Source organism: Azospirillum terrae (assembly GCF_053470425.1).
The window spans coordinates 1-22,079 of the sequence record NZ_JBPXMR010000026.1 but is presented as its reverse complement, the minus strand read 5'-3'; the positions used below and the strand labels follow the sequence as shown (position 1 = coordinate 22,079).

The 22,079-nt window shown below is 67.3% G+C and carries 23 protein-coding genes and 1 pseudogene; 15 read left to right on the top strand and 9 right to left on the bottom strand.

Translation table 11 applies throughout. The features are described from left to right. Positions 1 to 260: 260 nt before the first annotated feature. Positions 261 to 1,637 (top strand): sigma-54-dependent transcriptional regulator, encoded by a 1,377-nt coding sequence (locus ACSVDD_RS29130; protein WP_448192925.1) that lies wholly within the window; start codon positions 261 to 263, stop codon positions 1,635 to 1,637. A 4-nt stretch (positions 1,638 to 1,641) separates the two neighbouring features. Here the strand turns inward: ACSVDD_RS29130 and ACSVDD_RS29125 are convergent, their stop codons facing one another. Beyond that, the gene (locus tag ACSVDD_RS29125) at positions 1,642 to 2,412 is read right to left on the bottom strand and encodes an HNH endonuclease family protein (protein ID WP_448192924.1); all 771 of its coding nucleotides are present in this window, start codon (positions 2,410 to 2,412) and stop codon (positions 1,642 to 1,644) included. Between the two features lie 215 nt (positions 2,413 to 2,627). On the opposite strand from ACSVDD_RS29125, the gene ACSVDD_RS29120 reads away from it, so the two are divergent. The 5 genes from ACSVDD_RS29120 to ACSVDD_RS29100 are packed head-to-tail and all read left to right on the top strand — an operon-like array spanning position 2,628 to position 7,295. Then, positions 2,628 to 3,833 carry a 4Fe-4S dicluster domain-containing protein gene (locus tag ACSVDD_RS29120; RefSeq protein ID WP_448192923.1) on the top strand — a complete coding sequence of 402 codons (1,206 nt, stop codon included), beginning with the start codon at positions 2,628 to 2,630 and terminating at the stop codon, positions 3,831 to 3,833. A gap of 1 nt (position 3,834) precedes the next feature. After that, positions 3,835 to 4,308, top strand: coding sequence for a cyclic nucleotide-binding domain-containing protein (locus ACSVDD_RS29115; RefSeq protein WP_448192922.1), 474 nt, complete (start codon positions 3,835 to 3,837; stop codon positions 4,306 to 4,308). Positions 4,309 to 4,336: 28 nt separating this feature from the next. Beyond that, positions 4,337 to 5,194: an FAD/NAD(P)-binding protein gene (locus ACSVDD_RS29110; RefSeq protein WP_448192921.1), complete on the top strand. Its 858-nt coding sequence runs from the start codon at positions 4,337 to 4,339 to the stop codon at positions 5,192 to 5,194. A 3-nt stretch (positions 5,195 to 5,197) separates the two neighbouring features. Then, positions 5,198 to 5,995: an NADH-quinone oxidoreductase subunit B family protein gene (locus ACSVDD_RS29105; protein ID WP_448192920.1), complete on the top strand. Its 798-nt coding sequence runs from the start codon at positions 5,198 to 5,200 to the stop codon at positions 5,993 to 5,995. Continuing rightward, positions 5,982 to 7,295: a Ni/Fe hydrogenase subunit alpha gene (locus ACSVDD_RS29100; RefSeq protein ID WP_448192919.1), complete on the top strand. Its 1,314-nt coding sequence runs from the start codon at positions 5,982 to 5,984 to the stop codon at positions 7,293 to 7,295. The genes ACSVDD_RS29105 and ACSVDD_RS29100 overlap by 14 nt, the downstream gene beginning before the upstream one ends. Before the next feature lie 4 nt (positions 7,296 to 7,299). Here ACSVDD_RS29100 and ACSVDD_RS29095 read toward each other — a convergent pair whose 3' ends face one another. Next, positions 7,300 to 7,470, bottom strand: a complete 171-nt coding sequence (locus tag ACSVDD_RS29095) for a hypothetical protein (protein ID WP_448192918.1) — start codon at positions 7,468 to 7,470, stop codon at positions 7,300 to 7,302. A gap of 126 nt (positions 7,471 to 7,596) precedes the next feature. Between ACSVDD_RS29095 and ACSVDD_RS29090 the strand changes: the two genes are divergently transcribed. Next, positions 7,597 to 8,073 (top strand): hydrogenase maturation protease, encoded by a 477-nt coding sequence (locus tag ACSVDD_RS29090; RefSeq protein WP_448192917.1) that lies wholly within the window; start codon positions 7,597 to 7,599, stop codon positions 8,071 to 8,073. On the opposite strand, the gene ACSVDD_RS29085 is transcribed toward ACSVDD_RS29090, so the two are convergent. Then, positions 8,054 to 8,995, bottom strand: a complete 942-nt coding sequence (locus ACSVDD_RS29085) for an NAD-dependent epimerase/dehydratase family protein (protein WP_448192916.1) — start codon at positions 8,993 to 8,995, stop codon at positions 8,054 to 8,056. The genes ACSVDD_RS29090 and ACSVDD_RS29085 overlap by 20 nt on opposite strands. Before the next feature lie 304 nt (positions 8,996 to 9,299). On the opposite strand from ACSVDD_RS29085, the gene ACSVDD_RS29080 reads away from it, so the two are divergent. Continuing rightward, positions 9,300 to 9,524: a hypothetical protein gene (locus ACSVDD_RS29080; RefSeq protein WP_448192915.1), complete on the top strand. Its 225-nt coding sequence runs from the start codon at positions 9,300 to 9,302 to the stop codon at positions 9,522 to 9,524. Positions 9,525 to 9,570: 46 nt separating this feature from the next. Here ACSVDD_RS29080 and ACSVDD_RS29075 read toward each other — a convergent pair whose 3' ends face one another. The 5 genes from ACSVDD_RS29075 to ACSVDD_RS29055 all read right to left on the bottom strand — a co-directional run bounded on the left by ACSVDD_RS29075 (position 9,571) and on the right by ACSVDD_RS29055 (position 13,796). Next, positions 9,571 to 10,272, bottom strand: coding sequence for a glycosyltransferase family protein (locus tag ACSVDD_RS29075; RefSeq protein WP_448192914.1), 702 nt, complete (start codon positions 10,270 to 10,272; stop codon positions 9,571 to 9,573). Then, complete coding sequence (locus tag ACSVDD_RS29070; protein ID WP_448192913.1) at positions 10,269 to 11,762, bottom strand: glycosyltransferase family 2 protein; 1,494 nt, start codon at positions 11,760 to 11,762, stop codon at positions 10,269 to 10,271. The genes ACSVDD_RS29075 and ACSVDD_RS29070 overlap by 4 nt, the downstream gene beginning before the upstream one ends. Next, positions 11,759 to 12,400 carry an HAD family hydrolase gene (locus tag ACSVDD_RS29065; RefSeq protein WP_448192912.1) on the bottom strand — a complete coding sequence of 214 codons (642 nt, stop codon included), beginning with the start codon at positions 12,398 to 12,400 and terminating at the stop codon, positions 11,759 to 11,761. Before ACSVDD_RS29065 ends, ACSVDD_RS29070 begins: the two co-directional genes overlap by 4 nt. After that, a complete protein-coding gene (locus ACSVDD_RS29060) occupies positions 12,390 to 13,013 on the bottom strand; it encodes a glycerophosphodiester phosphodiesterase family protein (protein ID WP_448192911.1) in 624 nt (207 codons plus the stop codon). The genes ACSVDD_RS29065 and ACSVDD_RS29060 overlap by 11 nt, the downstream gene beginning before the upstream one ends. Positions 13,014 to 13,190: 177 nt before the next feature. Then, a complete protein-coding gene (locus ACSVDD_RS29055) occupies positions 13,191 to 13,796 on the bottom strand; it encodes a hypothetical protein (protein ID WP_448192910.1) in 606 nt (201 codons plus the stop codon). 210 nt (positions 13,797 to 14,006) lie between these two features. On the opposite strand from ACSVDD_RS29055, the gene ACSVDD_RS29050 reads away from it, so the two are divergent. The 3 genes from ACSVDD_RS29050 to ACSVDD_RS29040 all read left to right on the top strand — a co-directional run bounded on the left by ACSVDD_RS29050 (position 14,007) and on the right by ACSVDD_RS29040 (position 16,533). Next, a complete protein-coding gene (locus ACSVDD_RS29050; RefSeq protein ID WP_448192909.1) occupies positions 14,007 to 14,654 on the top strand; it encodes a glycosyltransferase family protein in 648 nt (215 codons plus the stop codon). A 90-nt stretch (positions 14,655 to 14,744) separates the two neighbouring features. Then, positions 14,745 to 15,605 carry a glycosyltransferase family 10 domain-containing protein gene (locus ACSVDD_RS29045; RefSeq protein WP_448192908.1) on the top strand — a complete coding sequence of 287 codons (861 nt, stop codon included), beginning with the start codon at positions 14,745 to 14,747 and terminating at the stop codon, positions 15,603 to 15,605. Position 15,606: 1 nt separating this feature from the next. Then, positions 15,607 to 16,533, top strand: coding sequence for a tetratricopeptide repeat protein (locus ACSVDD_RS29040; protein ID WP_448192907.1), 927 nt, complete (start codon positions 15,607 to 15,609; stop codon positions 16,531 to 16,533). 15 nt (positions 16,534 to 16,548) lie between these two features. Here ACSVDD_RS29040 and ACSVDD_RS29035 read toward each other — a convergent pair whose 3' ends face one another. Next, positions 16,549 to 17,250, bottom strand: coding sequence for a DUF268 domain-containing protein (locus ACSVDD_RS29035; RefSeq protein WP_448192906.1), 702 nt, complete (start codon positions 17,248 to 17,250; stop codon positions 16,549 to 16,551). Between the two features lie 162 nt (positions 17,251 to 17,412). Here ACSVDD_RS29035 and ACSVDD_RS29030 point away from each other — a divergent pair, with 162 nt between their 5' ends. The 4 genes and pseudogenes from ACSVDD_RS29030 to ACSVDD_RS29015 all read left to right on the top strand — a co-directional run. After that, on the top strand, positions 17,413 to 18,801 hold the full coding sequence (locus ACSVDD_RS29030; RefSeq protein WP_448192905.1) for a WavE lipopolysaccharide synthesis family protein: 1,389 nt from the start codon (positions 17,413 to 17,415) through the stop codon (positions 18,799 to 18,801). Between the two features lie 80 nt (positions 18,802 to 18,881). Next, the gene (locus ACSVDD_RS29025) at positions 18,882 to 19,478 is read left to right on the top strand and encodes a class I SAM-dependent methyltransferase (RefSeq protein WP_448192904.1); all 597 of its coding nucleotides are present in this window, start codon (positions 18,882 to 18,884) and stop codon (positions 19,476 to 19,478) included. Positions 19,479 to 19,542: 64 nt separating this feature from the next. Continuing rightward, positions 19,543 to 20,352, top strand: a complete 810-nt coding sequence (locus ACSVDD_RS29020; RefSeq protein ID WP_448192903.1) for an alpha-1,2-fucosyltransferase — start codon at positions 19,543 to 19,545, stop codon at positions 20,350 to 20,352. A gap of 348 nt (positions 20,353 to 20,700) precedes the next feature. Continuing rightward, positions 20,701 to 22,079, top strand: a pseudogene (locus ACSVDD_RS29015) (beta strand repeat-containing protein); the annotation flags it as partial.

Below are 22,079 nucleotides of genomic sequence, written 5' to 3'. Positions count from 1 at the left end.
CCGCGCCAATGGTACTGCGTCTCAAGACGTGGGAGAGTAGGTCGCCGCCAGGTCTTCCAGGCGCACATCACACCCGGATCAACGCCGCATCGCTCGACACACGCCAACGCCGCCGCCCGCCACACCAAAAGGGGGCGGGCGGCGGCGTTGGTGTGTTCGATCGTTGTTACTTCGCGCGGGCATTTGACGCGTGTCCTTCACCAGAAATTTAGCATCGTCGCGGATGATGCTGGTTCTTGACCTGGTGAATGAGGCCCGACGTGCGGATCTTGGTCGTCGAAGATGAGGTTTCGTTCCGTCAGGTGCTGATCGAGCAGATGGGCAAGGACGGCATCGAGGGGGTCGGTGTCGGCACGGCCGAGGAGGCTTTGGCGCTGCTGCCCGACGGCGGCTTCGACATCCTACTGACCGACCTGCGCCTGCCCGACCGCGAGGGCGTCGAGATCCTGCGCGCGATGCGCGAGCAGGGCATCGACATTCCGGCGCTCCTGATGACCGCCTATGCCTCGGTGTCCACCGCGGTCAGCGCGCTCCAGGCCGGGGCGGCCGACTACATCATCAAGCCGGCGCGCGTCCCCGACCTGATCCGGCGGCTCCGCCAGATCCACGAGCTGGATCAGCTCAAGCGCGAAAACCAGCTGCTGCGCAAGATCATCCAGCAGGAGCCGGGGCGCTACTGGTTCCCCGACACCGCGGATGGCCACCAGATCAAGCAGATGCTCGGCAAGGTCAGCCGTACCGACCTGACCGTGCTGATCACCGGCGAGTCCGGCACCGGCAAGGGCATGACCGCCCGTCTCATCCACTCGCTCAGCGCGCGCGCTGACAAGCCGTTCATCCCGGTCAACTGCGGCGCCATCCCTGAGACGCTGGTCGAATCGGAGCTGTTCGGTCACGTCAAGGGCGCCTTCACCGGCGCCGACAAGGTCAAGGACGGCCTGTTCGTCGGCGCCAGTGGCGGCACGCTGTTCCTCGACGAGATCGGCGAACTGCCCTTGAGCATGCAGGTCAAGCTGCTGCACGCCATCGAGGAGAAGGTGGTGCGTCCGCTGGGCGGCAGCCATTCGCGCAAGACCGACGTGCGGATCATCGCCGCCACCAATCGCAACCTCGAACAGATGGTCTCGGCCGGCACTTTCCGGATGGACCTTTACTACCGCCTGAACATTTTCGAAGTGGCGATGCCGCCGCTGCGCCAGCAGATGTCGGTGTTCGCCGCGGCGGTGGAGTTCATCCTGGCGCGTTATCGCGCCAACCACCAGATGGACAGCCTGCGCATCGACCCCGAAGCCGAAGCCCTGATGCGCGCCTATCAGTGGCCGGGCAACCTGCGCGAGCTGGAGAACGTGCTGGAGCGCGCGGTTCTGCTGTGCGAGGACAACACGATCACCAAGTGGGACCTGCCGCCGAGCGTCTCCGGGGCGAGCGCCGGGATGCCGGCGATGACGGAAGCGGCGGTGCCCATCGATCCTGACGGCTCGCTCAAGGATCAGGTGGCGTCGTACGAGCGCAAGCTGATCCTGAGCGCCATCCAGGCTGCGGGCGGCGACCGCCGCATCGCGGCACGCAACCTCGGCCTCGGCCTCTCCACCCTCTACCGCAAACTGGAGGAAGGCGCCCCGCCGGCCGAGGGCTGATGCATCAGCCGCGCCGGCCTGCACCGGCGTTCCGGCAGCCGGCCAGCACACTGCTCACCGCGGCGCGCTCGGGGGTGTCCATGGCCAGTTCCCAGCGCAGCTTGACCGCCACCCAGTCGGCGACGTAGCGGCAGAGTTGAGTGTGGTCGGGCGGCATCCAGGCGTCCGGCCCCTTGGCGCCCTTGGCGCGGTTGGCGGCGGCCGACACGGTGACCAGCGTGCGCCGGTCGGACAAATCGTTGGCGTAGGCCGTGCGGCGCTCGCGACTCCAGGCGTGGCCGCCGCTGTCGTGAGCCTCTTCCAGCGGCACGCGGTGGTCGATGTCCAGCGTGTGCGGGTCGCGGAACTCCTCACCGGTGTAGGGATCGTGCCAGCGGCCGCGCACCACACGGCAGCCGTCGGTGGAGAGCTGCACCGGCTCCAGGCTGTCGCGGATCAGCACCTCCTCGCGGGCGTTGCGGCAGTTGCCGTCGATGTCCTGCCAATGCGGCCAGTCCTCTCGGTGGTAGCCGCGGTGCTTCTCCGGCACCACCGGGATGCGGGCGAGCCAGCCCTCGACCTGCGCCACATCCACGCGCTCGGCGTCGGGCGGGACCGCGGAGACGCGGTAAGCGGGGTGCTTGGTGTGCTGCTGGCCCAGCAGGCGCTCGACCGTTCCCGCCGGCAGCAGGTCCAGCCGCTCCATCAGCGCGGCACCGCCCAACAGCGCCAGCGCCAGCAGCAGCGCGCCCAGCGACATCCGCCGCGGGCGCCGTTCTCCGGGTTGCCCGATCATCCCCACACGTCTGCTCCGTCCGTTGCCGCTTCGCCGCGCCCGTGGGGGTAGCACCTTTATCCCGCGGTGACGCGCTGCCTCTTTTGTGCAGGGCACACTGGCGACATTCCGTCGCGCCCCCTCCACAGCACGGTCGCCGAGTGCGTTTTCGCGGGCTTCGTCGGGAAAGGAGCGTATGCTCGTTGCGCTGGATCGCTTTGGATCGGACCGAGCCCATGGGTCGCAACGATGCTCTGAACGACGGCCGCACGGATGCGGCGCCCGGCCAGCGGGCCGTGGTGGACCGCGCCGGCCTCGACGCCCTGATCGCCGCGCTGCGCGGCGAAGGGTACGATGTGATCGGCCCGCGCGTCCGTGACGGTGCCGTCGCCTACGAACCGGTGGAGACGACCGCGGATCTCCCCATCGGCATGATCGACGAACAGGGCGGCGGGCGCTACCGCCTGATCGCCGAGCCGGGCGAATCGCTGTTCGGCTACACGGTCGGCCCGCACACCTGGAAGCGCACCCTGTTTCCGCCGCGCCAGACGCTGTGGAAGGCGACGCGCGACAAGGAACGCGGCTTCACGGTGCAAACTCCGGACGCTACACCGCCGCGCTATGCCTTCCTGGGTGTTCGGCCGTGCGAACTGCTGGCCATGGGCATCCAGGATCAGGTGTTCGGCGTGGCGAAGCACGCGGGCGCCGGCAACACGCCGCAGTTCGTCGACCAGGGCTATGCGGCGCGGCGCGCGGCGGCCTTCGTGGTCGCCGTCAACTGCGGGCGGCCCGGAGGCACCTGCTTCTGCGTGTCCATGGGCGGCGGGCCGAAGGCCGAGGGCGGCTACGACCTCGCCATCACCGAGATCATCGGCGACGGCCGCCACGACTTCCTCGTCGAGTCCGGCAGCGAGCAGGGTACCGCCATGCTGGCGGCGCTGCCCGGCCGGCGCGCCGAGGGAACCGACCTTGCTGCGGCCGAGGCGGTGACCAACGACGCCCGCGCCCGCATGGGGCGCGAGATGGTGCCGGGCGCCGCCGAACTGCTGGCCGGCAATCTGGAACACCCGCGCTGGGAGGAGGTGGCGAAACGCTGCCTGTCCTGCGCCAACTGCACCATGGTCTGCCCGACCTGCTTCTGCTCGACCATGGAGGATCTGACCGACCTGTCCGGCGGCGAGACGGAACGGGTGCGGCGCTGGGACAGCTGCTTCACCCTCGACTTCTCCTACATCCACGGCGGCAGCCTGCGGCAGAGCACGGCGTCGCGCTACCGGCAGTGGATCACCCACAAGCTGTCGAGCTGGCACGAGCAGTTCGGCACGTCCGGCTGCACCGGCTGCGGCCGCTGTATCACGTGGTGTCCGGTCGGCATCGACATCACCGAAGAAGCCCGCGCCATCCACGATTCCGAGCGCGGGGCAAACGAAGGGAGGGGCTGAGATGGTCGCGATCGAAGGCTTGGGCCGGCTGCTGGCCGAACATCCGTTCTTCATGGACATGCCCGCGGATATCAGGGACATCGTGGTGGGCTGCTGCGCCAACGCGCACTACCGTCCGGGCGAATACCTGTTCAAGGAAGGCGGCAAGGCCGACCATTTCTATCTGATCCGCCAGGGCGCCGTCGCCGTCGAGGTCCACGCGCCGGGCCGCCCGGCGACGGTGGTCGAGAACATCGGCGAGGGCGACATCATCGGCTGGTCGTGGCTGGTGCCCCCCTATGTCTGGAGCTTCGACGCGCGGGCCACCGATCAGGTCCGCGCCATCACCATCGACGGCGCCTGCCTGCGCGGCAAGCTGACCGCCAACCACGAGCTGGGCTACCAGCTGTACCAGCGATTCATTCCCATCATGGGGCGCCGCATCTCCGAGGCGCGCCTGCGCATCGTCGAATTGACCACCGACGCCGTCGAATGATCCCTCTCACCGAAACAGAGCGACCCTCATGGACGCCGCCGTACTGACTCGTGTGAACGTGGTTCCCGACCCGATGGAGACGCGGCCGTTCCGCATCGTGCGGCGGATGAGCGAGGTGGACGGCTGCTTCACGCTGCACCTCCGCTCGCTCGACGGGCGGCCGCTGGTGTACCAGCCCGGCCAGTTCAACATGCTCTACGCCTTCGGCGTGGGGGAGGTGGCGATCTCCATCTCCGGCGATTGCCGCGACCTCACCACGCTGGTGCACACGATCCGCGAGGTGGGCACGGTGACCCGCGCGCTGGCCAAGCTGGGAGTCGGCGACGTGGTCGGCGTGCGCGGCCCGTTCGGCAAGCCCTGGCCCATCGAGGAGGCGTACGGCAACGACGTGCTGTTCGTCACCGGCACCATCGGTCTGGCGCCGCTGCGCCCGCTGATCCACGAGGTGCTGCATCGGCGCGAGCACTTCGGCAAGGTGGTGATCTGCTACGGCTCGCGCGGCACCGGCGACATCCTGTACGAGAAGAACCTGCACCAATGGCGCGGACGCTTCGATTTGCAGGTGCACGTCACCGTGCATTCCGCGCCGTCCGGCCATCGCGGCCGGGTGGGCAGCGTCGCCAATCTGGTGAAGATCGCCCGCTTCGACCCCGAGCACACCACCGCCTTCGTCTGCCGGTCGGAGACCATGACCCGGCCAGCGGTGCAGGCGCTGCACGAGCGCGGCATCACCTCCGACCGCATCTACGTGACGCTGGAGCGCAACATGAAGTGCGGCGTCGGCTTCTGCGGCCACTGCCAGATGGGCGGGTCCTTCATGTGCAAGGACGGGCCGGTGTACCGCTACGACACCATTGAAGACATCTTCACGGTGCGGGAGCTCTGAGCCATGGCCGCGACCAATAAGTCTCAAGGGCGGAAACCAAAGCTGGCAGTGTGGAAATTCTCGTCCTGCGACGGCTGCCAGCTCTCGCTGCTGGACTGCGAGGACGAGCTTCTGGCCGTCGCCGGCGCCATTGAGATCGCCTATTTCCTGGAGGCGACGCGGGTCGAGATCAAGGGACCCTACGACGTCTCGCTGGTCGAGGGCTCGATCACCACGCCGCACGATGCCGTGCGCATCCAGAAGATCCGCCAGCAGTCCAAGGCGCTGATCACCATCGGCGCCTGCGCCACGGCCGGCGGCATCCAGGCGCTGAAGAACTTCCGCGACGTGGACGGCTTCATCAACACGGTCTACGCGCACCCGGAATTCATCGACACGCTGAAGACCTCCACCGCCATCCAGGACCACGTGGCGGTGGATTTCGAGCTGCGCGGCTGCCCGGTCGACAAATACCAGCTGCTGGAAGTGCTGAACGCCTTCATTAACGGCCGCAAGCCGGTGATCCCGGCGCACAGCCAGTGCGTGGAGTGCAAGATGGCCGGCACCGTCTGCGTGACGGTGGCGCAGGGCACGCCGTGCTTGGGGCCGGTGACGCAGGCCGGCTGCGGCAATCTGTGCCCCAGTCATGACCGCGGCTGCTACGGCTGTTTTGGTCCCAAGGAACATTGCAACACCGCCAGCCTCGCCAAGCGCATGGCCGAGCTGGGCATGGGCCGCCGCGACATCGCCCAGGCCTTCCGCTCCTTCAACGCCAACGCCGAAGCGTTCCGCCACGAGGGTGACGTCCATGACGATCGTTGAACCGGCAACCGCCACCCGCACCATCAAGGTGGACGCGCTCGCCCGCGTGGAGGGCGAGGGGGCCTTGACCGTCCGCGTGAAGGACGGAGTCGTCAAGGACGTCAAGTTCCGCATCTTCGAGCCGCCCCGCTTCTTCGAAGCGCTGCTGAAGGGCCGGATGTATTCGGACGCGCCGGACATCACGTCGCGCATCTGCGGCATCTGCCCGGTCGCCTACATCGTCGGTGCCAGCCAGGCCATGGAGGATGCGCTGGGCGTCGAGGTCGGCGACGGCATCCGCAAGCTGCGCCGCCTGATGTACTGCGGCGAGTGGGTCGAAAGCCACGTGCTGCACGCCTACCTTCTGCACGCGCCGGACTTCATGGGCATGGAGGACGCGCTGCAGATTGCCAAGGTCCACCCGGAGGTGGTCGAGCGGGCGCTGCAACTCAAGAAGCTCGGCAACCGCATCCTGGAGGTGATCGGCGGGCGCGCCGTCCACCCCGTCAACACCAAGGTCGGCGGCTTCTACAAAGCACCGCGGCGGGCCGACGTGCGCGGGCTGATCGAGCCGCTGAAGCGCGCCGTGGATGATTCGCTGACGACCATCAAGCTGTTCGCCGGGCTGGACTTCCCGGACTTCGAACATGACTACACCTTCGTGGCGCTGCACCACGACGAAGATTACGCCATCGAGCGCGGCCGGCTGATCTCCAACCGCGGGCTGAACATCCCGATCAACGCCTTCAAGGAGCATTTCGACGAAGAGCACGTCCGCCACTCCAACGCCCTGCACGGCGTGATGAAGGACGGCAGCGGCCCCTACATGGTGGGTCCGCTCGCCCGCTACGCGCTGAACCATGCGCAGTTGTCGCCGCTGGCCAAGCAGGCGGCCAAGGAGGCCGGGCTAGGCACAATCGTGCGAAACCCGTTTCAGAGCATCGTCGTGCGCGGGGTGGAGACGCTGTACGCTTTCGAGGAGGCATTGAAGCTGGCCGAGGCGTACGAGGAACTGGAGACGCCCGCGGCCCCCATCGTCATCGGTGCCGGACGCGGCCACGGCTGCACCGAGGCACCGCGCGGCGTCTGCTGGCACAGCTACGATCTGGACGCGGAGGCGCGCATAACGGCGGCGCGCATCGTGCCGCCCACCTCGCAGAACCAGAAACAGATCGAGCGCGACCTGTGGGGCGTGGTGCAGGCCAACCTGCACCTCCCCGACGAGCAGCTGAAGTGGCGCTGCGAGCAGACGATCCGCAACTACGATCCCTGCATCTCCTGCGCCACGCACTTCCTGGCGCTCACGGTGGAGCGCGAATGAGTGGTCAGCCGTGCTTCGTCAGCACGTCGAGGAACATCGGCGCCCACATGACGAAGCACCAGACGACGCCGAGGAAGACGCCGCGGGTGAAGTCGCTGAACGTCGGCTCCTCCAGGCGGAACATCCGCCAGGTGGCATCCCGGTCCTCGTCTTCGTGGTTCTGGGCAATGGACATCGGATCTGACCTTGGTTGCCGTTGTGTGGGATTGGGTGAACGCAGGCCGGTACGGGCGCCCTCATGGAGAACGGAATCCGCACGCGCGCAGTTCCGCGCCTGTCCAGATGGTGAGGGGGCGAAGACGTGACCGCGTCTCTGGTCCCGCCCTTGATCCTGGGCATCGGCAACCGCTTCCGCTGCGACGATGGGGTCGGTCCGGCGGTTGCCGACCGGCTGAACGCGTTGAGCATCGCTGCGCGGGAGCACTCGGGTGAAGGCGCCGGGCTGATCGACGCCTGGAGCGGTGCCGGTCGCGTCGTCGTCGTGGATGCCACGCAGTCCGGTGCCGCCCCCGGTACCATCATCCGCCTGGACGCCGTCGGCGCCGTACCGCCGCAGGGCCTGTTCCGCTATTCCAGTCATCTGTTCGGCCTCGCCGAGGCCGTGGAAACGGCGCGCGCGCTGGGGCGGCTGCCGGAGAGCTTGGTGATCTGGGGGATCGAAGGCGCCACCTTCGGTTTCGGCGAAGCGCTGACGCCCGCCGTCGCCGAGGCCGCCGACGCAGTGGTGCAGCGCATCGCCGCGGAGATCACGGGACACCTCACCGTTCCACCCCCTTGATCGTGGCGCCCAGCCCTTCCAGCAGGCCGGTGCGGCAGGTCAGGCCGAAGGCCGCGCGCGCCTTGGCCGGGTCGCCGAGGGACACGCGGATATCGCCCGGCCGCGCCGGCCGGTGCAGCCGGCGCACGCGCTTGCCGCACAACTCCTGCACGACATCCAGCAGCATGAGGATCGAGGCCGGCCGCCCGGTGCACAGATTGTACACAGCCGCCCCCTGCGGCCGGCCGGCCATGGCCACCATCAGGAAGCGTACCGCGTCGGCCACATAGACGAAGTCGCGCACCTGCTCGCCGTCGCCGTGGATCTCCACCTCCTCGCCGTGCGCCAGCCGCTGCGCAAAGGTCGAGATGACGCCGGAGTAGGGCGACCGCGGGTTCTGGCGCGGCCCATAGACGTTGAAGAGGCGGAAGCCCACGGTCGGCACGTTGTGGATCTCCCACGCCACGCGGGCGTGCAACTCACAACCCAGCTTGTCCACCCCATAGGGCGAGCGCGGCTGCGGCACGCAGTCCTCGCTCAGCGGCGTGCCCAGCGGCGTGTCTGGGCTGTCGCCGTACACCGCGGCGGATGAGGCGTAGACCACCGGCACCGCCGCGTCGTCGCGGATGCTGCGCGCCACCTCGAACACGGTGACGGCGCCGCCGACGTTGGTGCGGTGCGTCTCGGCCCACATCGCCCTGGAGCGCTGCACCGACGCCACCGCGGCCAGATGGAACACGCCGTCCACGCCGTCCATGGCGTGGCGCACCACGTCGGCATCGGCGACGTCGCCGACCATCAGCTGCGCGCGCGCAGGCATGTACTCCACCCGTCCGCTGGACAGATCGTCGAGGATGGTGACGGCGTGCCCCTCGTTCAGCAGGCTGTCGGTGAGGTGCGAGCCGATGAACCCGCAGCCGCCGGTGACAAGGTAATGCGCCATCGTGCGCTCTCCTTCACAAAAGCCTCAGCGGGCACGGCGCAGCCGAGTCGGGCACCCCTGGACAGATATGGGCAAGGGGGAGGGCGGCGATACATCCTCTTCGGGGGTAGGGAGCCCCTCCGGCTGGGGGCCGATTCGGCGGACGGGGTGCCCCATGGCCGATGGGCAGCGGCTGCCGGTGGTTCAACAGGCTTATCCACGGCTCTATCCACCGTTTTGTGGATAAGTGCCGTCAAGGGGCGTGTCCAACGCTTGTCCCGGCTGGCCGGTTGCCCAAGGGTCGCATTTGCGGTAAATATGGAACATGGACCCGATTCGCCGTACCGGAGACCGCAGCAACGACCCAATTCGTCCCGATGGTGGCGGAGCGGTTCTGCCGGCTGGCCGCAGCGGTCGCATCGGCGACGTGGGCTCCCCCGGACGGCAGCGCATTCCCTCGCTCCGCCAGCTTGCCGGATTGCTGGTCAACGGCATCCTGACGCTGCCGCGCAATTACCGCCGCGGCATGTTCCTCGATATCGTCGCCTGACCAAGGGCACGCGCGGGAATACGTGGATCAGGATCCGCTGGCCCGTTCAGTGGAACAGCTTGCTCACGGGGTGTGCGCCGCTCACCGGTACGCCCAGCACAGTACGGCCGGCTTCGATCAGCCCCGTGACGCTGGGGCAGACGAACAGGGCGCCCTTATGCGCTAGACGGTCGTGGTGGCGCATGGAATGGGCTGCGGCGTCCAGCCACGTGGCAGCATCGCGGAACAAGTAGGTGCCGGCCGAGGCGTTGCGTGAGATCACCCGCTTTTCCGCAGCCTCCAGCACCCGCCCCTCGGCGTCCATGCGCACGTAGCTGTAGCAGCTCTCCTCGGACCCGAACCAGGGCACCAGGGCGGCGACGTTTGGATCGCTGAAGTGCTCCGTGGTCGGCGCGCCGCACTCGTAGAGGATGTCCACGAGGTCAATGCACACGGGCCGTTCGGGTCGCGCGAGAAGTGCGGTGCCGGCGAGCGCCGAGCACAGCGCCCCTCCGCTCAATCCGCCGAGCCAAGCGAAGGCGGCGCCCGGGAAACGCTGGCGCAGCACGGCTTCCAGCGCCACGCTCTCCGGGATGTCCCGGCGCAGCACGAAGACCAGACCGTTGGGGCGCAGCCGCCCGTCGCGCCACCATGGGCGGCCGCTCAGCGCCGCCTCCACCAGCGGCAGGCCGTTTACGTCCATCAGTGCCTTGATGCCCCGCGTCGGATGCACCACGTCGGGTCCGGCCAGGGGGACGATGCACATCATGCCGTGGGCGTCGCCGGATAGCGCAGCGTCATGAACCGCTCCAGATCCTCGGGCGTGCCAATGCCGTGCATGGCCGAGGCTGGGATCTCGTAGACCCCGATGGGGGAACGACGCGCCACGCCGTAATTGTAGATCGGACAGACATAGAACTCGTTGTTCGTCCGGTCGTTGCGGGCAATCATGTCCATGGCCCAGGCAACGAAGTCGCGGCCGCGGCGGAACAGGTAGAGCCCCACCGTGGCGAGGTCGGATACCGGCACCTTCTCGCGCACTTCCTCCACTAGGCCGTGGGCGTTGGTGCGGGCAAAGGACCATTTCGTGTCGCGCGCGGCGTCGCGGAAGCACAGGATTGATCCGCCCAGGTCGCGGTCCAAGCAGTCGCTGATGAAGGCCGACACGTCGAAATCGATGATCTGGTCGCAGTTGGCGATCAGCAGAGGCCCGTTCTCCGGAATCGCTTCGCCGGCTTGCAGAATGGTGCAGGTCGCCCCTTCGGTCAGTCCCTCGACCGGGATGAAGGTGACCGGGTATTCGCGGCCGATGCGCGCCACGGTCGCCGCCTCCTGCTCCAGATGCTCGCGCCGAGCCATCAGCACGTAGCGCGCGCCGGGCGTGGCGAGGTTGTCGAGCACGCGCTCGATCATGGTCTTGCCGGCGACGTCGATGAAGGGCTTGGGCTTGTCGTAGCCGGCCTTGGTGAAGCGGCTGCCGGCGCCGGCCATGGGGATGAGGATGGTCACGGCGCGCTCCTCGGCTGTTGCCTGGCGCCGGAAGTGGGTGTTCTCGTATTCGCGCAGCTTCTGCGGCGAGTAGAAGCTGTGGTAGCGGTCGGCGCCGATGCGGCGCTCGCCCACGCGCTTGCCTTCGAGAATCAGCTCGTTCAGCGTCGGCGAGATGAAGTAGGCGTCGTTGACGCTGGCTCCTTGCGCGATCATCCGCATCGCCACCCGCACGAAGTCGCGGCCGCGGGCGAAGTAGTAGAAGCCGGCGACGGCGCGGCGGCTGATCACGCGCTTCTCCGCGGCCTCCACCACGAGGCCCGACTCGTCACTGTTCACGTAAGACCAGCGTGGGTGAACCGAGGGGAAGGTGATGACGCCGGCGTCGAGGTCGTCGCGCTGCATTGAGGCGACGATCTCGCCGAGGTTGGCGTCGATCACCTGGTCGCCGTTGCAGATGATCAGCGGTTCGTCGTTGTCGATGTGCTCGATCGCCATCAGGCAGGAGCAGGCCGCCCCCTGAGTCGCGTAGCGCAGCGGGACGATCACCACTTCCGGCCCGCCGACGAGGCGCAGCACGTTGTCCAGGCTGTATTGGCGGATGTCCTGGCTGCGCGCGACGAAGATCATGCGGCCTTCGATGGCGCGGAGATTCTCCACCGTGCGCTGGATCATCGGCTTGCCCGCCACCTCGATCAGCGGCTTGGGGAAGCGGAACTCCTCGGCGTCGAAGAAGGTGTCCTCGGCGGCGATGGGGATCAGGATGTTCATGCCGCGGCTCCCATCGTGCGGTCGGCGGCGGCGATCGCCGCGGCGATGCGGTCGCAGGTCACCTCCTCGACCCCGCTCACCTCCAGCACGTGGCCACCGCTGGCGCGCGCCGCCGCGATGCCGTTCTCGTTGTCCTCGACGATCAGGCAGTGGCCGGGGGGAAGGCCGAGGCGCTGCATGGCCGCCTCGTAGATCTCCGGGTGCGGCTTGGCGTGCGCGACGTCCTCGTTGGACAGGGTGAACTCCAGGTGCTGGTCGAGCGCCGACAACTCCATCATCCGGTTCACCGTGTTGCGGATGGAGTTCGAGCAGACGACGATCCGGTAGCCGTCGCGGCGCAGTCGCCCCAGCGCGTACTGGATGTGGAAGACAGGCCGGCAGCGGACCGAGACGATCTCCTCGGTGTAGCGCTGCTTGAGGTCGTTGAGGAAGCCGTGCAGCGCCGCCGGCAGCCCGCGCGAGCGCGAGAGGATCTCCAGTTTCCTGCGGGTCGGCAGGCCGTCGAAGGTGGCGAGGTGATCGTCGATGCCGATCTCCATGCCGAACAGCTTCAGCGCCTTGTTCAGCGCCTCGTAGTGCCAGTCGCGGGCGTCGACCAGCACGCCGTCCATGTCGAACAGAACAGCCTCAATCGGCATGGAAGAAGTCCTTCGCGTCTCCGGGATGGTCTGTGCACAGCATCACGCCGGGACCGTCGGCGGACCGCCACGTCTCCCAGGCGTTGCGATGCGGGCGCCGGTGCAACTCCGGCGACACCAGGGCGACTGCTCGGCCGGCCTCGCCGTGGCGGCGGACCAGCGCGGTGTCGAACCACTCGCCCTCGAACGCGTCGAGCCAGACACCCGCGGCCTTGTCGAGCAGGGCCGGCTGCGGCTCGTACTCGCTCTGCCGGGTGTAGACGGTGAGGCCGGCGCGGAGGTAGCCCAGCGTGTCGGGAATCGACATGTCGAAGACGAAGTAGTCGTGCGGCGCCAGCGGCTTCAGCATCTCGGCCAGGGCGGGCTGGAGCCCGTCGCTCTTGATGTTGATCGCCAGCGGGCCGGGGCGGCGGAAGCGGTCGAAGGACGCCAGCAGCGTCGCGAAGTCCAGCGTGCCGCCCACGGGCGGGTCGTGGCTGACCACTAGGCGGCCATCCTGGTCGCGGACGTCCAGCTCCAGGCCGAAACCGGCCTCCAGAGCGCGCTCGAAGGCGGGAAGCGTGTTCCGTTCCTCGGGCCTCGTCCACCAGCCACGGTGCGCAAGAACGATCATCGCCTCACCTTGTGCGACGCGCAAAATTTCAAACGAAACTCCCGGTTAGGGGTAAATCCCACCCCCTTTGATGTCAACCCGGGTGGATGTTTGTTACACAGGCAGTACACGCGCGTGTCCGGGCAAGATGTCCGGACAAGACCGGGGGCAAGGCGCGCCCCGGTCTTGCCCCGGCGTTCAGAGGAACGCGGCGCCCGTGCCGCTGAAGTGGCCCTGCCGTGTCAGGTCGATCTTGGTACACGCCAGCGCGTCCCAGAAGCCCTGCATCGGGGCGTTCAGGTGGATGTCGTCGAAGAGGACCGGGCCGCGGAAGCCGGAAGCCCTAATCAGGTCCATGAACTCGACCTCCTTCTGGCCGTCGTGCGGATCGACGTCGAGCAGGATCAGCCCGGCGTGGCGGCACATGGAGACGAAGAAGTTTTGGTCGCAGCCGGGCTCCAGCGCGTTCTTCAGCATGAAGTGGGCGTTCGGCAGCGCCTCGGGCGTGACTTCGAGCGAGTTTGCGATGTCGAAGCTGATGACCGTGTTGGTCCGATTGTAGGACAATGCCGCCGCGGACAGCCCCTTGTGCGTTCCGATGTCGATGATGATGGAGTTCGCGAGCAGGCAGGACACATAGGCCAGAAACTTGTAGTGCTCGCTGCCCGACGGCGAATGGAAATAGCCGACCGATGCTGCATCGACATTGGGCATCGCAGAGGCGAGGCAATCCAGATTGACGCGCGCATCGATCGACGCCGGGGGCAATTTCGAAATGTTGTCGAAGGACAAAATGTCGATCATTCTTGATGCCTTTCCATATCCTGCGTCGCGGCGGCAACGCAGTTTGCAATATTTGCCCTAATCATTAATATCGCATTAATAATGTCGGTCGGGCGGCGCCAAGCGTTGGCCGGGACCATTGAGGGACAAGGGGCCGCCACCTGCCAGATTGGCTATGTCCGTTCGGGGAACTGTGTTACATCGCGACCTGGACGTCGCGGAGTGGGCTTTATGCTGGATAGGACGGCAAGCTTCCGGATCAACCTCGACCATCGGACCGATCGGTTGCAGGAGTGCCTGGCGAACCAGAGGGACATGGGCTTCTCCGAGACCGAGGTGCGGCGTGTGCCGGCGCGCCTCGAAGAGGGTTACGGGATCCTCGGCTGCGCGAAGTCGCACCTGAAGGCGTGCATGACGTTCCTGGTCGAGAGCGACTGTGACTACGGCATGATCCTCGAGGACGATTTCGACCTCCGGGTCACCAGGGGTGAGCTGGACGCGCAACTCCGGCGGTTCGACGAGAGCGGCACTGAGTGGGACGTGATCGTCTTCGCCGCGTCGAAGATCAACGCGGCCAACAGCGACGTCCCCGGCTTCGCGCGCGTGTTCGAATCGCTGACGGCCTCCGGCTACATCCTCAAGAGGGCGTACGTCCCGACGCTGGCGAACTGCCTGCTCGAGTCGGTGGCCGGGCTGGAGAAGTTCCGGCACTTCACACCGCGCGAACTCATCGTCAGCCGCTTCGCCAACGACGTCATGTGGCACCGCCTGCAACGGATCGACAACTGGTTCATGCCGCTCCCCGCGGTCGGCGGACAGCGCGTGTCCTACTCCGACATCGAGGGAAAGGTCGTCGACTACAGCGGCGTGTCCATGTGAGACCAAAGGCGTTTGATGGCTTCCATCAAGCGCCTTTGGTTCGAGACCGCGCAAGGCCGCTGCCAGCGTGAGGGGGGAACGGAGCGGGCCATGAAACGGATATTCAATCTCGTCGACAGCAGCTTCGCCCACGACGTCGGTGCGACGGCGGGGATCGTTCCGCGCGGCTGGGCCTGGGACCGCTCCTGCGCCGACCCCAACGTAGCGACCTTCTACACGAACGAGCGGATCTTCGAGGCGCCGGGCGGTAATTGCTACGCCCTTCTCTGGGAGTCGAAGGCGATCATCCCCAGCGTCTACGACGCGGTGCCGGGCGTGATCGACCGGTTCAAGCACGTCTTCACGCACGACGCCGACCTGCTCGCCCGCTATCCCGGGCGCTGCCTGTTCATCCCCGGCAGCGGGGTGTGGATCGGCGGCAGCTACGGCCGCGGGGAGACCAAGCTCTACCCGAAACGGAAGCTCGTCTCGATCATCTCCTCGACCAAGGCGATGTGCCCGCTGCACAGCTTCCGCTTCGAGGTCGCCAAGGCGTTGCAGGCCGTCGATGGCGTGGACGTGTTCATCGCCGGCGGCGGCCACGGCGCGCCGGGCTGGGTGCCGATCATCGACACGCTGGCCGACTACATGTACTCGATTGCCATCGAGAACCACGTCGATGACTTCTTCTTTACGGAAAAGATCCTCAACTGCTTCGCCACGGGCACGGTCCCGATCTACCTGGGCGCCAAGCGGATCGGCAACTTCTTCAACGAGGCGGGCATCATCGCCGTCTCGACATGGGAGGACCTCGTGCAGGCGCTGGGCACGCTGTCGCTCGAGGACTACGTGCGGAGGGGGCCCGCCATCGTGGACAATCTCCAGCGGTGCCGGATGTACGACGGGATAGAGAACTACCTGCACCGGCGCTACGCCGACCTGCTGCCGCTCCACGTGGTGGAGGAGGGGTGAGATGGACGACGCGGACCTTTCCCAGGCTTTCGCCGCGATCAGCGCCCAGACGTTCGACGAGGCGCTGTTCCTGCTTGACCGGTTCGCCCGGTCGACCGCGGCCCCCGAGACCAACGCCGAGTACAACCACCTGATGGGGCGCGTCTACGCGGTGATGGGCTACAGCGCGCTGGCGGTCGGGTACCTGGAGAAGGCGCTGACCGTCGATCCCCGCCATGCCGACGCCGCGCACATCCTCGGCCAGATCCTCTTGTGGACCGGTCGGCCACGGGAGGCGGCCTACCACCTGACCAAGGCGCTGCGCCTGCGGACCGTGACGCCGGACGTGTTCGTCTTCGGCGACAGCCATGCCAACTGGTGCTTCGGCGGCATCCCGCGCTGCACGGTGCAATGGTCGGCCGGCCGCACCATGCACCGGGTCGGCCGCGATGGGCTGGCCGAGCTGGACCTGCGCCTGTTCGGGGTCCCCGAGGGGGCGGCGGCCGTGTTCCTGTTCGGCGAGGTCGATGTGCGCGGCCACATTCTGCGGCAGCGCGACGAGCAGGGAAGGGCTGTCGACGCGATCCTCGACGACCTGTCCAGCCGCTACGTCGCCACGATCCAGGCGAACCGCCAGCGGTACCAGGCTTTGACGGCATGCGTCTGCTCGGTGCCGCCGCCGCAGTCCTGCCGCATCGAAGACGACCACCCCTTCCCCTTCCTCGGCACCATCGCCGAGCGCGTCGAATGGACGCGCGGCCTGAACGCCCGGCTGGCTGTGCTGGCGGCCGAGAACGGGCTGTTCTACCTCGACATCCACCAGTACATCGCCACGCCGGCCGGGGTCATGGTCCGGCCCTACTCCGACGGGGTGGTCCACCTGCGCAAGGACCTGTCGGACATCGTGGAGTACGAGCTGGAGAAGACGCTGTCGTCCCGCGGCCGGTGACCGCCGCCCGGCGGGTCAGCGCTTGCGGAACCAGAAGCAGCCGCAGCCGTAAGTCTCATCCGCGAGGTCGGCGGGGCTCGGCGAATGAATCAGCCCGCCGCGGTCGGCGCGGCCCGAGATCAGCGCAGTCTCGACGGCCGTGCACCCGTCGAACATGGCGAGCACGCCGTCCCAGCTGTAGACGCGGTGGGCGTTGAAGATGACCGTCGGCTCGTGGCCGACCGGCACGACGAACAGGATGTTCCCGCCGGGGGCTGCGACGCGCTTGAGTTCCGCGACCGCCTTCAGGTCGCCGTCATAGTCCACCTCGTCGCCGTAGCGGCCGAGCCCGACGTGCTCGACCACGTGCATGCACGACAGGCTCTCAATAGAGGCGTCCGCGAACGACAGCGCCATCAGGTCCTCCCGGCGGACCGTCACGTTGTCGAGCTGGATGGCGGCCGGGCGGATATCGCAGAAAGTGATGGGCACCCACGCCGACGCCGCAGCCAGGAAGTACAGGAGCGAGGAGAAATCGTGGTGCAGTGCCGGCGCCGTCTTGCGCAGAACCCGCGACGCCCAGGCGGTGTGATAGAAGTAATGACGATCCAGGGACGTCTGCGGCGTGTCCTCGTCGAGGACGGGATGACGCCGGTTCCAGTCGAGCACGAAGCGCGGCCGGCTGGCCCCCTGCTCGGCGAACCGGTTGAACGAGGCCACATACTGTTCCGGCGTCATGGCGTTCCCTTCATCCTTCCCCCGCGCGCGGCAGGTATAGTGTAGACCGCCCGGTGGTGCCAGAGAAAGCCAAGATAACGCATGTTTCCGCTCGCTCCCGCCGGAGCCGGCGGTATGATCCGCCGGACGACGTGGAAAGCTCCTGGCCAGGGAACGCGCGCAATGGACAATGTCGACGCTGTTTTCACCGAGGCGTGCCGGGCGTTTCTGGCCGGCGGCCGGCAGGAGGCGGCATCCGGTTGCCGCACGACCCTCGGGCTCGACCCGGCGCATCAAGGGGCGCTGAACCTTCTCGGTCTGCTGGCGTCGGCGGACGGGGACCTCTGGCAGGCGGCGTCCCTCTTCGGCAGGGCGGCGCGGCTCGAGCCGCGCAACCCCTACGTCCTCAGCAACTTGGGCGAGGCTCTGTTCCATCTGGGCCGCCCGGACGAGGCGCAGGAGGTACTGGAGGCGGCGCTGCGGATGGACCCGAACCTGCCGCAGGCGAAACTCGTCCACCAGCGGGTCGTCAAGGCGAACGTGGAGCGGGTGGCCCGCACATTCGGGGAGCGCGCCCAGCTCATCGCCACCGTCCATTTCCGGCCCGCCCGCGCTGACGGGTTCGGGCTGGTGCCGGACACCCCGACGGACGAGACGGTCGCCATCGTCCTGCAGGGGCCGCTGCTGGTGGAGGCGGACTTCACCCTTGAGACCGTCCGCATGTACCGCAAGATGTTTCCCGAGGCGGGGATCCTCGTCTCCACCTGGGAGGGCGAGGATCCCGGCCAGGTGGAGCGGATCCGCGAGGCTGGCGCGACGGTGATCCAGAGCGTTCCGCCCGAGCATCGCGGTCCGCGCGTCAACGGCGACCAGCGCTCCAACATCAACATGCAGGTGCGCTCGGCGGCGGCCGGTGTCCGCTGGGCGCAGGAGCGCGGCTTCGGCTACTGCCTGAAGACCAGGACCGATTTCCGCTTTTACAACCCCAGCCTCCTGGTCAACTGCCTGGCCCTGCAGGCGGCCTTTCCGCTGACGCAGGCTGGGAGACAGGCGAAGCGGCTCGTCGCGTTCAGCAACATCGTGCGCTACATGCCCTATGTCCTGCCCGACATGCACATGTTCGGGACCATGAAGGACATGCTGGACTACTGGACCCCGCCAGAGGACACTCGCGGGGAGATCGTCTCCGAAGGGCTGATCGGGATCGGCAAGGCGCGCCACGGCGAATCCTGGTTCCTGACCCATTACGCCGAGCAACTCGGCCGGACGCTCGCCTGGACCCTTGAGGACAGCTGGGAGATATTCCGCGACCACTTCGTGTTCATCGACGTCCCGTCCGCCGACGTCTACTGGCCGAAATACGCCGCCGGGCTCGAATACCGCTGGCGGTGCTACGAGTTCTCGGCGAGCTTCCAGGAGTTCGGGTTCGCCGAGTGGCTGCGCCTGTACACCGGCCGGCATCCCATGAACGCCGATCCCCGGATCGTCCTGCGCGGCGGGGGCCAGTCGATCAGCGACATCCTGCTCGAAAGCCGCCCCATCCCCGGCGAACGCGAGCCGGGCGCACGTTGACAGGCGCATGCGGCGGCATGCATGGTCCTCGCCCGGTCGCCGCAAATCCTGCCAGCCGCCTACCAGCCGACGAGGAGCCCATGGGTGTACAGGAGCAGCATCGGAAGGCGATGGTGCGGTGGATCCTGGCCGACGGTGACCGCACGCTCCGCCTCGTCCACCCGCTGGGCGCCGACAGCGTGGTCTTCGACATCGGTGGCAAGGCTGGGGATTGGGCGGCTGCCATCACCACCCTTCACGGTTGCGCCTGCCACGTCTTCGCCCCGTACGCGGGCTCGTCCGACGGGGTCCGGCGGCGTTTCGAGGGCGATTCCCGCATCACCGTCCACGGCTTCGCGCTCGGCCGCGGCGATGGGGCGTTCCAGGAGAGCGCTGCTCTGGGCGCTGCTCCGGTGATCGCGCAGCAGGACATTGCCGCCTTTGTTCGGGATCGGGGCATCGCGCGCATCGACCTGATGCAACTCGACGCCGCAGGGGCGGAGTATGATCTGCTCGCCCACGTCGTCGAGTCCGGACTGATTTCGATCGTCGAGTCCATCCAGGTGCGCTTCCATCCTGCCGTGGAGGGGGCGGACCACAAACGCGAGGCTTTGGCGAGGATGCTGAGCCTTACCCATGAACTCGTTTACGATTTTCCGTTCGTATGGGAGTCCTGGTCGGCTTGCCGGGGTGATTGACCGTTTTCGGCCGGCACCATTCGACGGATCGAAGCCGCCGATGCGCACAGATTGAGGAGCCAGCGTGGACATTTTCCTGAACGTGAAGGGCGGCGTCGGCAACCAGCTGTTCCAGGCGGCGCTGGGGATCGCGCTTGAGGCCCGCCTCGGCGCCACCGTCCATTACATCGACTCCTTCTTCGCGACGGACCCCTACGGGCGGAATTTCTGTCTGGACCGCTTCCCCAATTTGGGCGCGCGCGTGGTTCGGGATCCGTCCCTCTACGCCGGCCTCCCGGTGTTCACGGAGGTGAAGGGGGGCTCGATCGAGGACGTTGCCGCCTTGGCGACGCAGCACCCGGCGCTCATTCTCGACGGGTACTGGCAGGACGAGCGGTACTTCGGCGACTGCCGCGACCGCATCATGGCCGCGTTCGCGCTGAACGCGCCCGAGGGCTACGCCCGCAAGGCCGCGGGCCTGCGGGAGCGTGGCACAATCGGCTTGCATGTCCGGCGGTACGATTACGGGCACCACGGTCTTGCCCGCGTCGAGTACTACAAGATCTGCGTTCAGCAGATCCGCAACGAATGCGGCGATGTGCCGGTGTTCATCTGTACGGACGAATACAATTTCTGCGCCTTTGAATTCAGGGGCCTCGGCAACGCGGAGTTGCTGAAGAGCGACGTGACGGATCCGCTCGGGGATTTCTACCTGCTCAGCCATTGCAGACACTTCGTCGTGGCCAATTCCAGCTTCTCCTGGTGGGCGGCCTGGTTGGGGGAGACCGCTGAGTCGGTCATCTACACCCCGCATCCGTGGTGCGTCTTCGACGACGCGCTTAACCCCGCGCCCACGCGCTGGCGTTGCATCCGCAACGCCGTCCTGCCGCCTTGAGCGGTTGAGCGTCACACTCCGGGCACCGTCCTTGCATTGGTGCGCCAAAGCCGCATTGCGGCTTTGGGTCGCACGCGTCGGCGGCCGCCGTAACAAGTATCGGCCCAGGCCGCGCTTCGGTGCGGTCCAAGACCGGCCAACCCCCGTCCCGCGTCAGCGCGCGCCTTTCCGAACTCCACAGGGTTTGGCTTGAGAGCACCAATCTATCGTGGTATGGTTCCGCTAATTGGGTTAACCCATCCGCGGCGCATGCTGAAAACCAGATGCGCACGGTGCTGGGCCCTCCTCCCGGAAACGCGATCCGCGCGCCTGGGGCAGGCTTGGTCGGAACTGGAAAGGTAAAACGCCATGGTCTCCGCCGTTTCGTATCTGTCTGTCGCGCAGATTTCCGCCCTCACCACCACCTCGATCCAGAACCTGTCCACTACGGACATGGCCTCTCTGTCATCGACCCAGGTGGCGGCGCTTACCACGACCGACGTGCAGGCGCTCTCGTCGACTCAGCTCGGCGCGCTCTCCACTACGGCTGTGCCGGGGCTGTCGGCGACGCAGATCCAGGCGGTCACCTTCAGCAATTTCTACTTCAGCGCAGGACAGCTCGCCGTCCTCAACGGCTCGCAGCTGCAGGCGCTGTCGACGGCGGACATCGGGTCGCTGGCCACCACGCAGCTGAGCGGCCTTACGTCGACCCAGATTGGGCTGCTCGGCACGTCGAACTACTCGACGCTGTCCTCGACTCAGGTAGCTTCGCTGACCACCACTCAGGTCAAGGGCCTGAGCACGACGCAGATCAGCACGCTGTCGACCAGCGACTTTACCGAGCTGACCTCCACCCAGATGGGGGCGTTGAGCACGGCTCAGGTGCAGGCGATCTCGACCGGCGACATCGCCCAGCTGAGCACCAGCCAGGTCTCGGGTCTGACCTCGGCCCTGGTCGGCAGCCTGAGCGCGACCCAGCTGAACACGCTGTCGACCAGCAACATCGCCCAGCTGAGCACGGCGCAGCTCTCCGGTCTGACCTCGAGCCAATTGGGCGGGCTGTCGACCACCAACCTGTCGCAGCTGTCCTCCAGCCAGGTGGCGGCGCTGAGCGCCACCCAGGTCAAGGGGCTGAGCACCTCGCAGATCAACACGCTGTCGACCTCGGACCTGGCCGAGCTGACCTCGACCCAGCTGGGGGCGCTGAGCACCACCCAGGTGCAGGCGATCTCGACCGGCGACATCGCCCAGCTGAGCACCAGCCAGGTCTCGGGTCTGACCTCGGCCCTGGTCGGCGGGCTGAGCACCACCCAGCTGAACACGCTGTCGACCAGCAACATCGCCCAGCTGAGCACGGCGCAGCTCGCGGGTCTGACCTCGAGCCAGCTGGGCGGGCTGTCGACCACCAACCTGTCGCAGCTGTCCTCCAGCCAGGTGGCGGCGCTGAGCGCCACCCAGGTCAAGGGGCTGAGCACCTCGCAGATCAACACGCTGTCGACCTCGGACCTGGCCGAGCTGACCTCGACCCAGCTGGGGGCGCTGAGCACCACCCAGGAGAACGCGCTGACCACCAGCGGCGTGGCGGCGCTGAGCACGACGCAGCTCTCCGGGCTGAGCTCGGCGCAGATCGGCGGGCTGTCGACCACCAACCTGTCGCAGCTGTCCTCCAGCCAGGTCGCCTCGCTGAGCGCCACCCAGGCCAAGGGCCTGAGCACGTCGCAGATCAACTCGCTGTCGACCAGCGACTT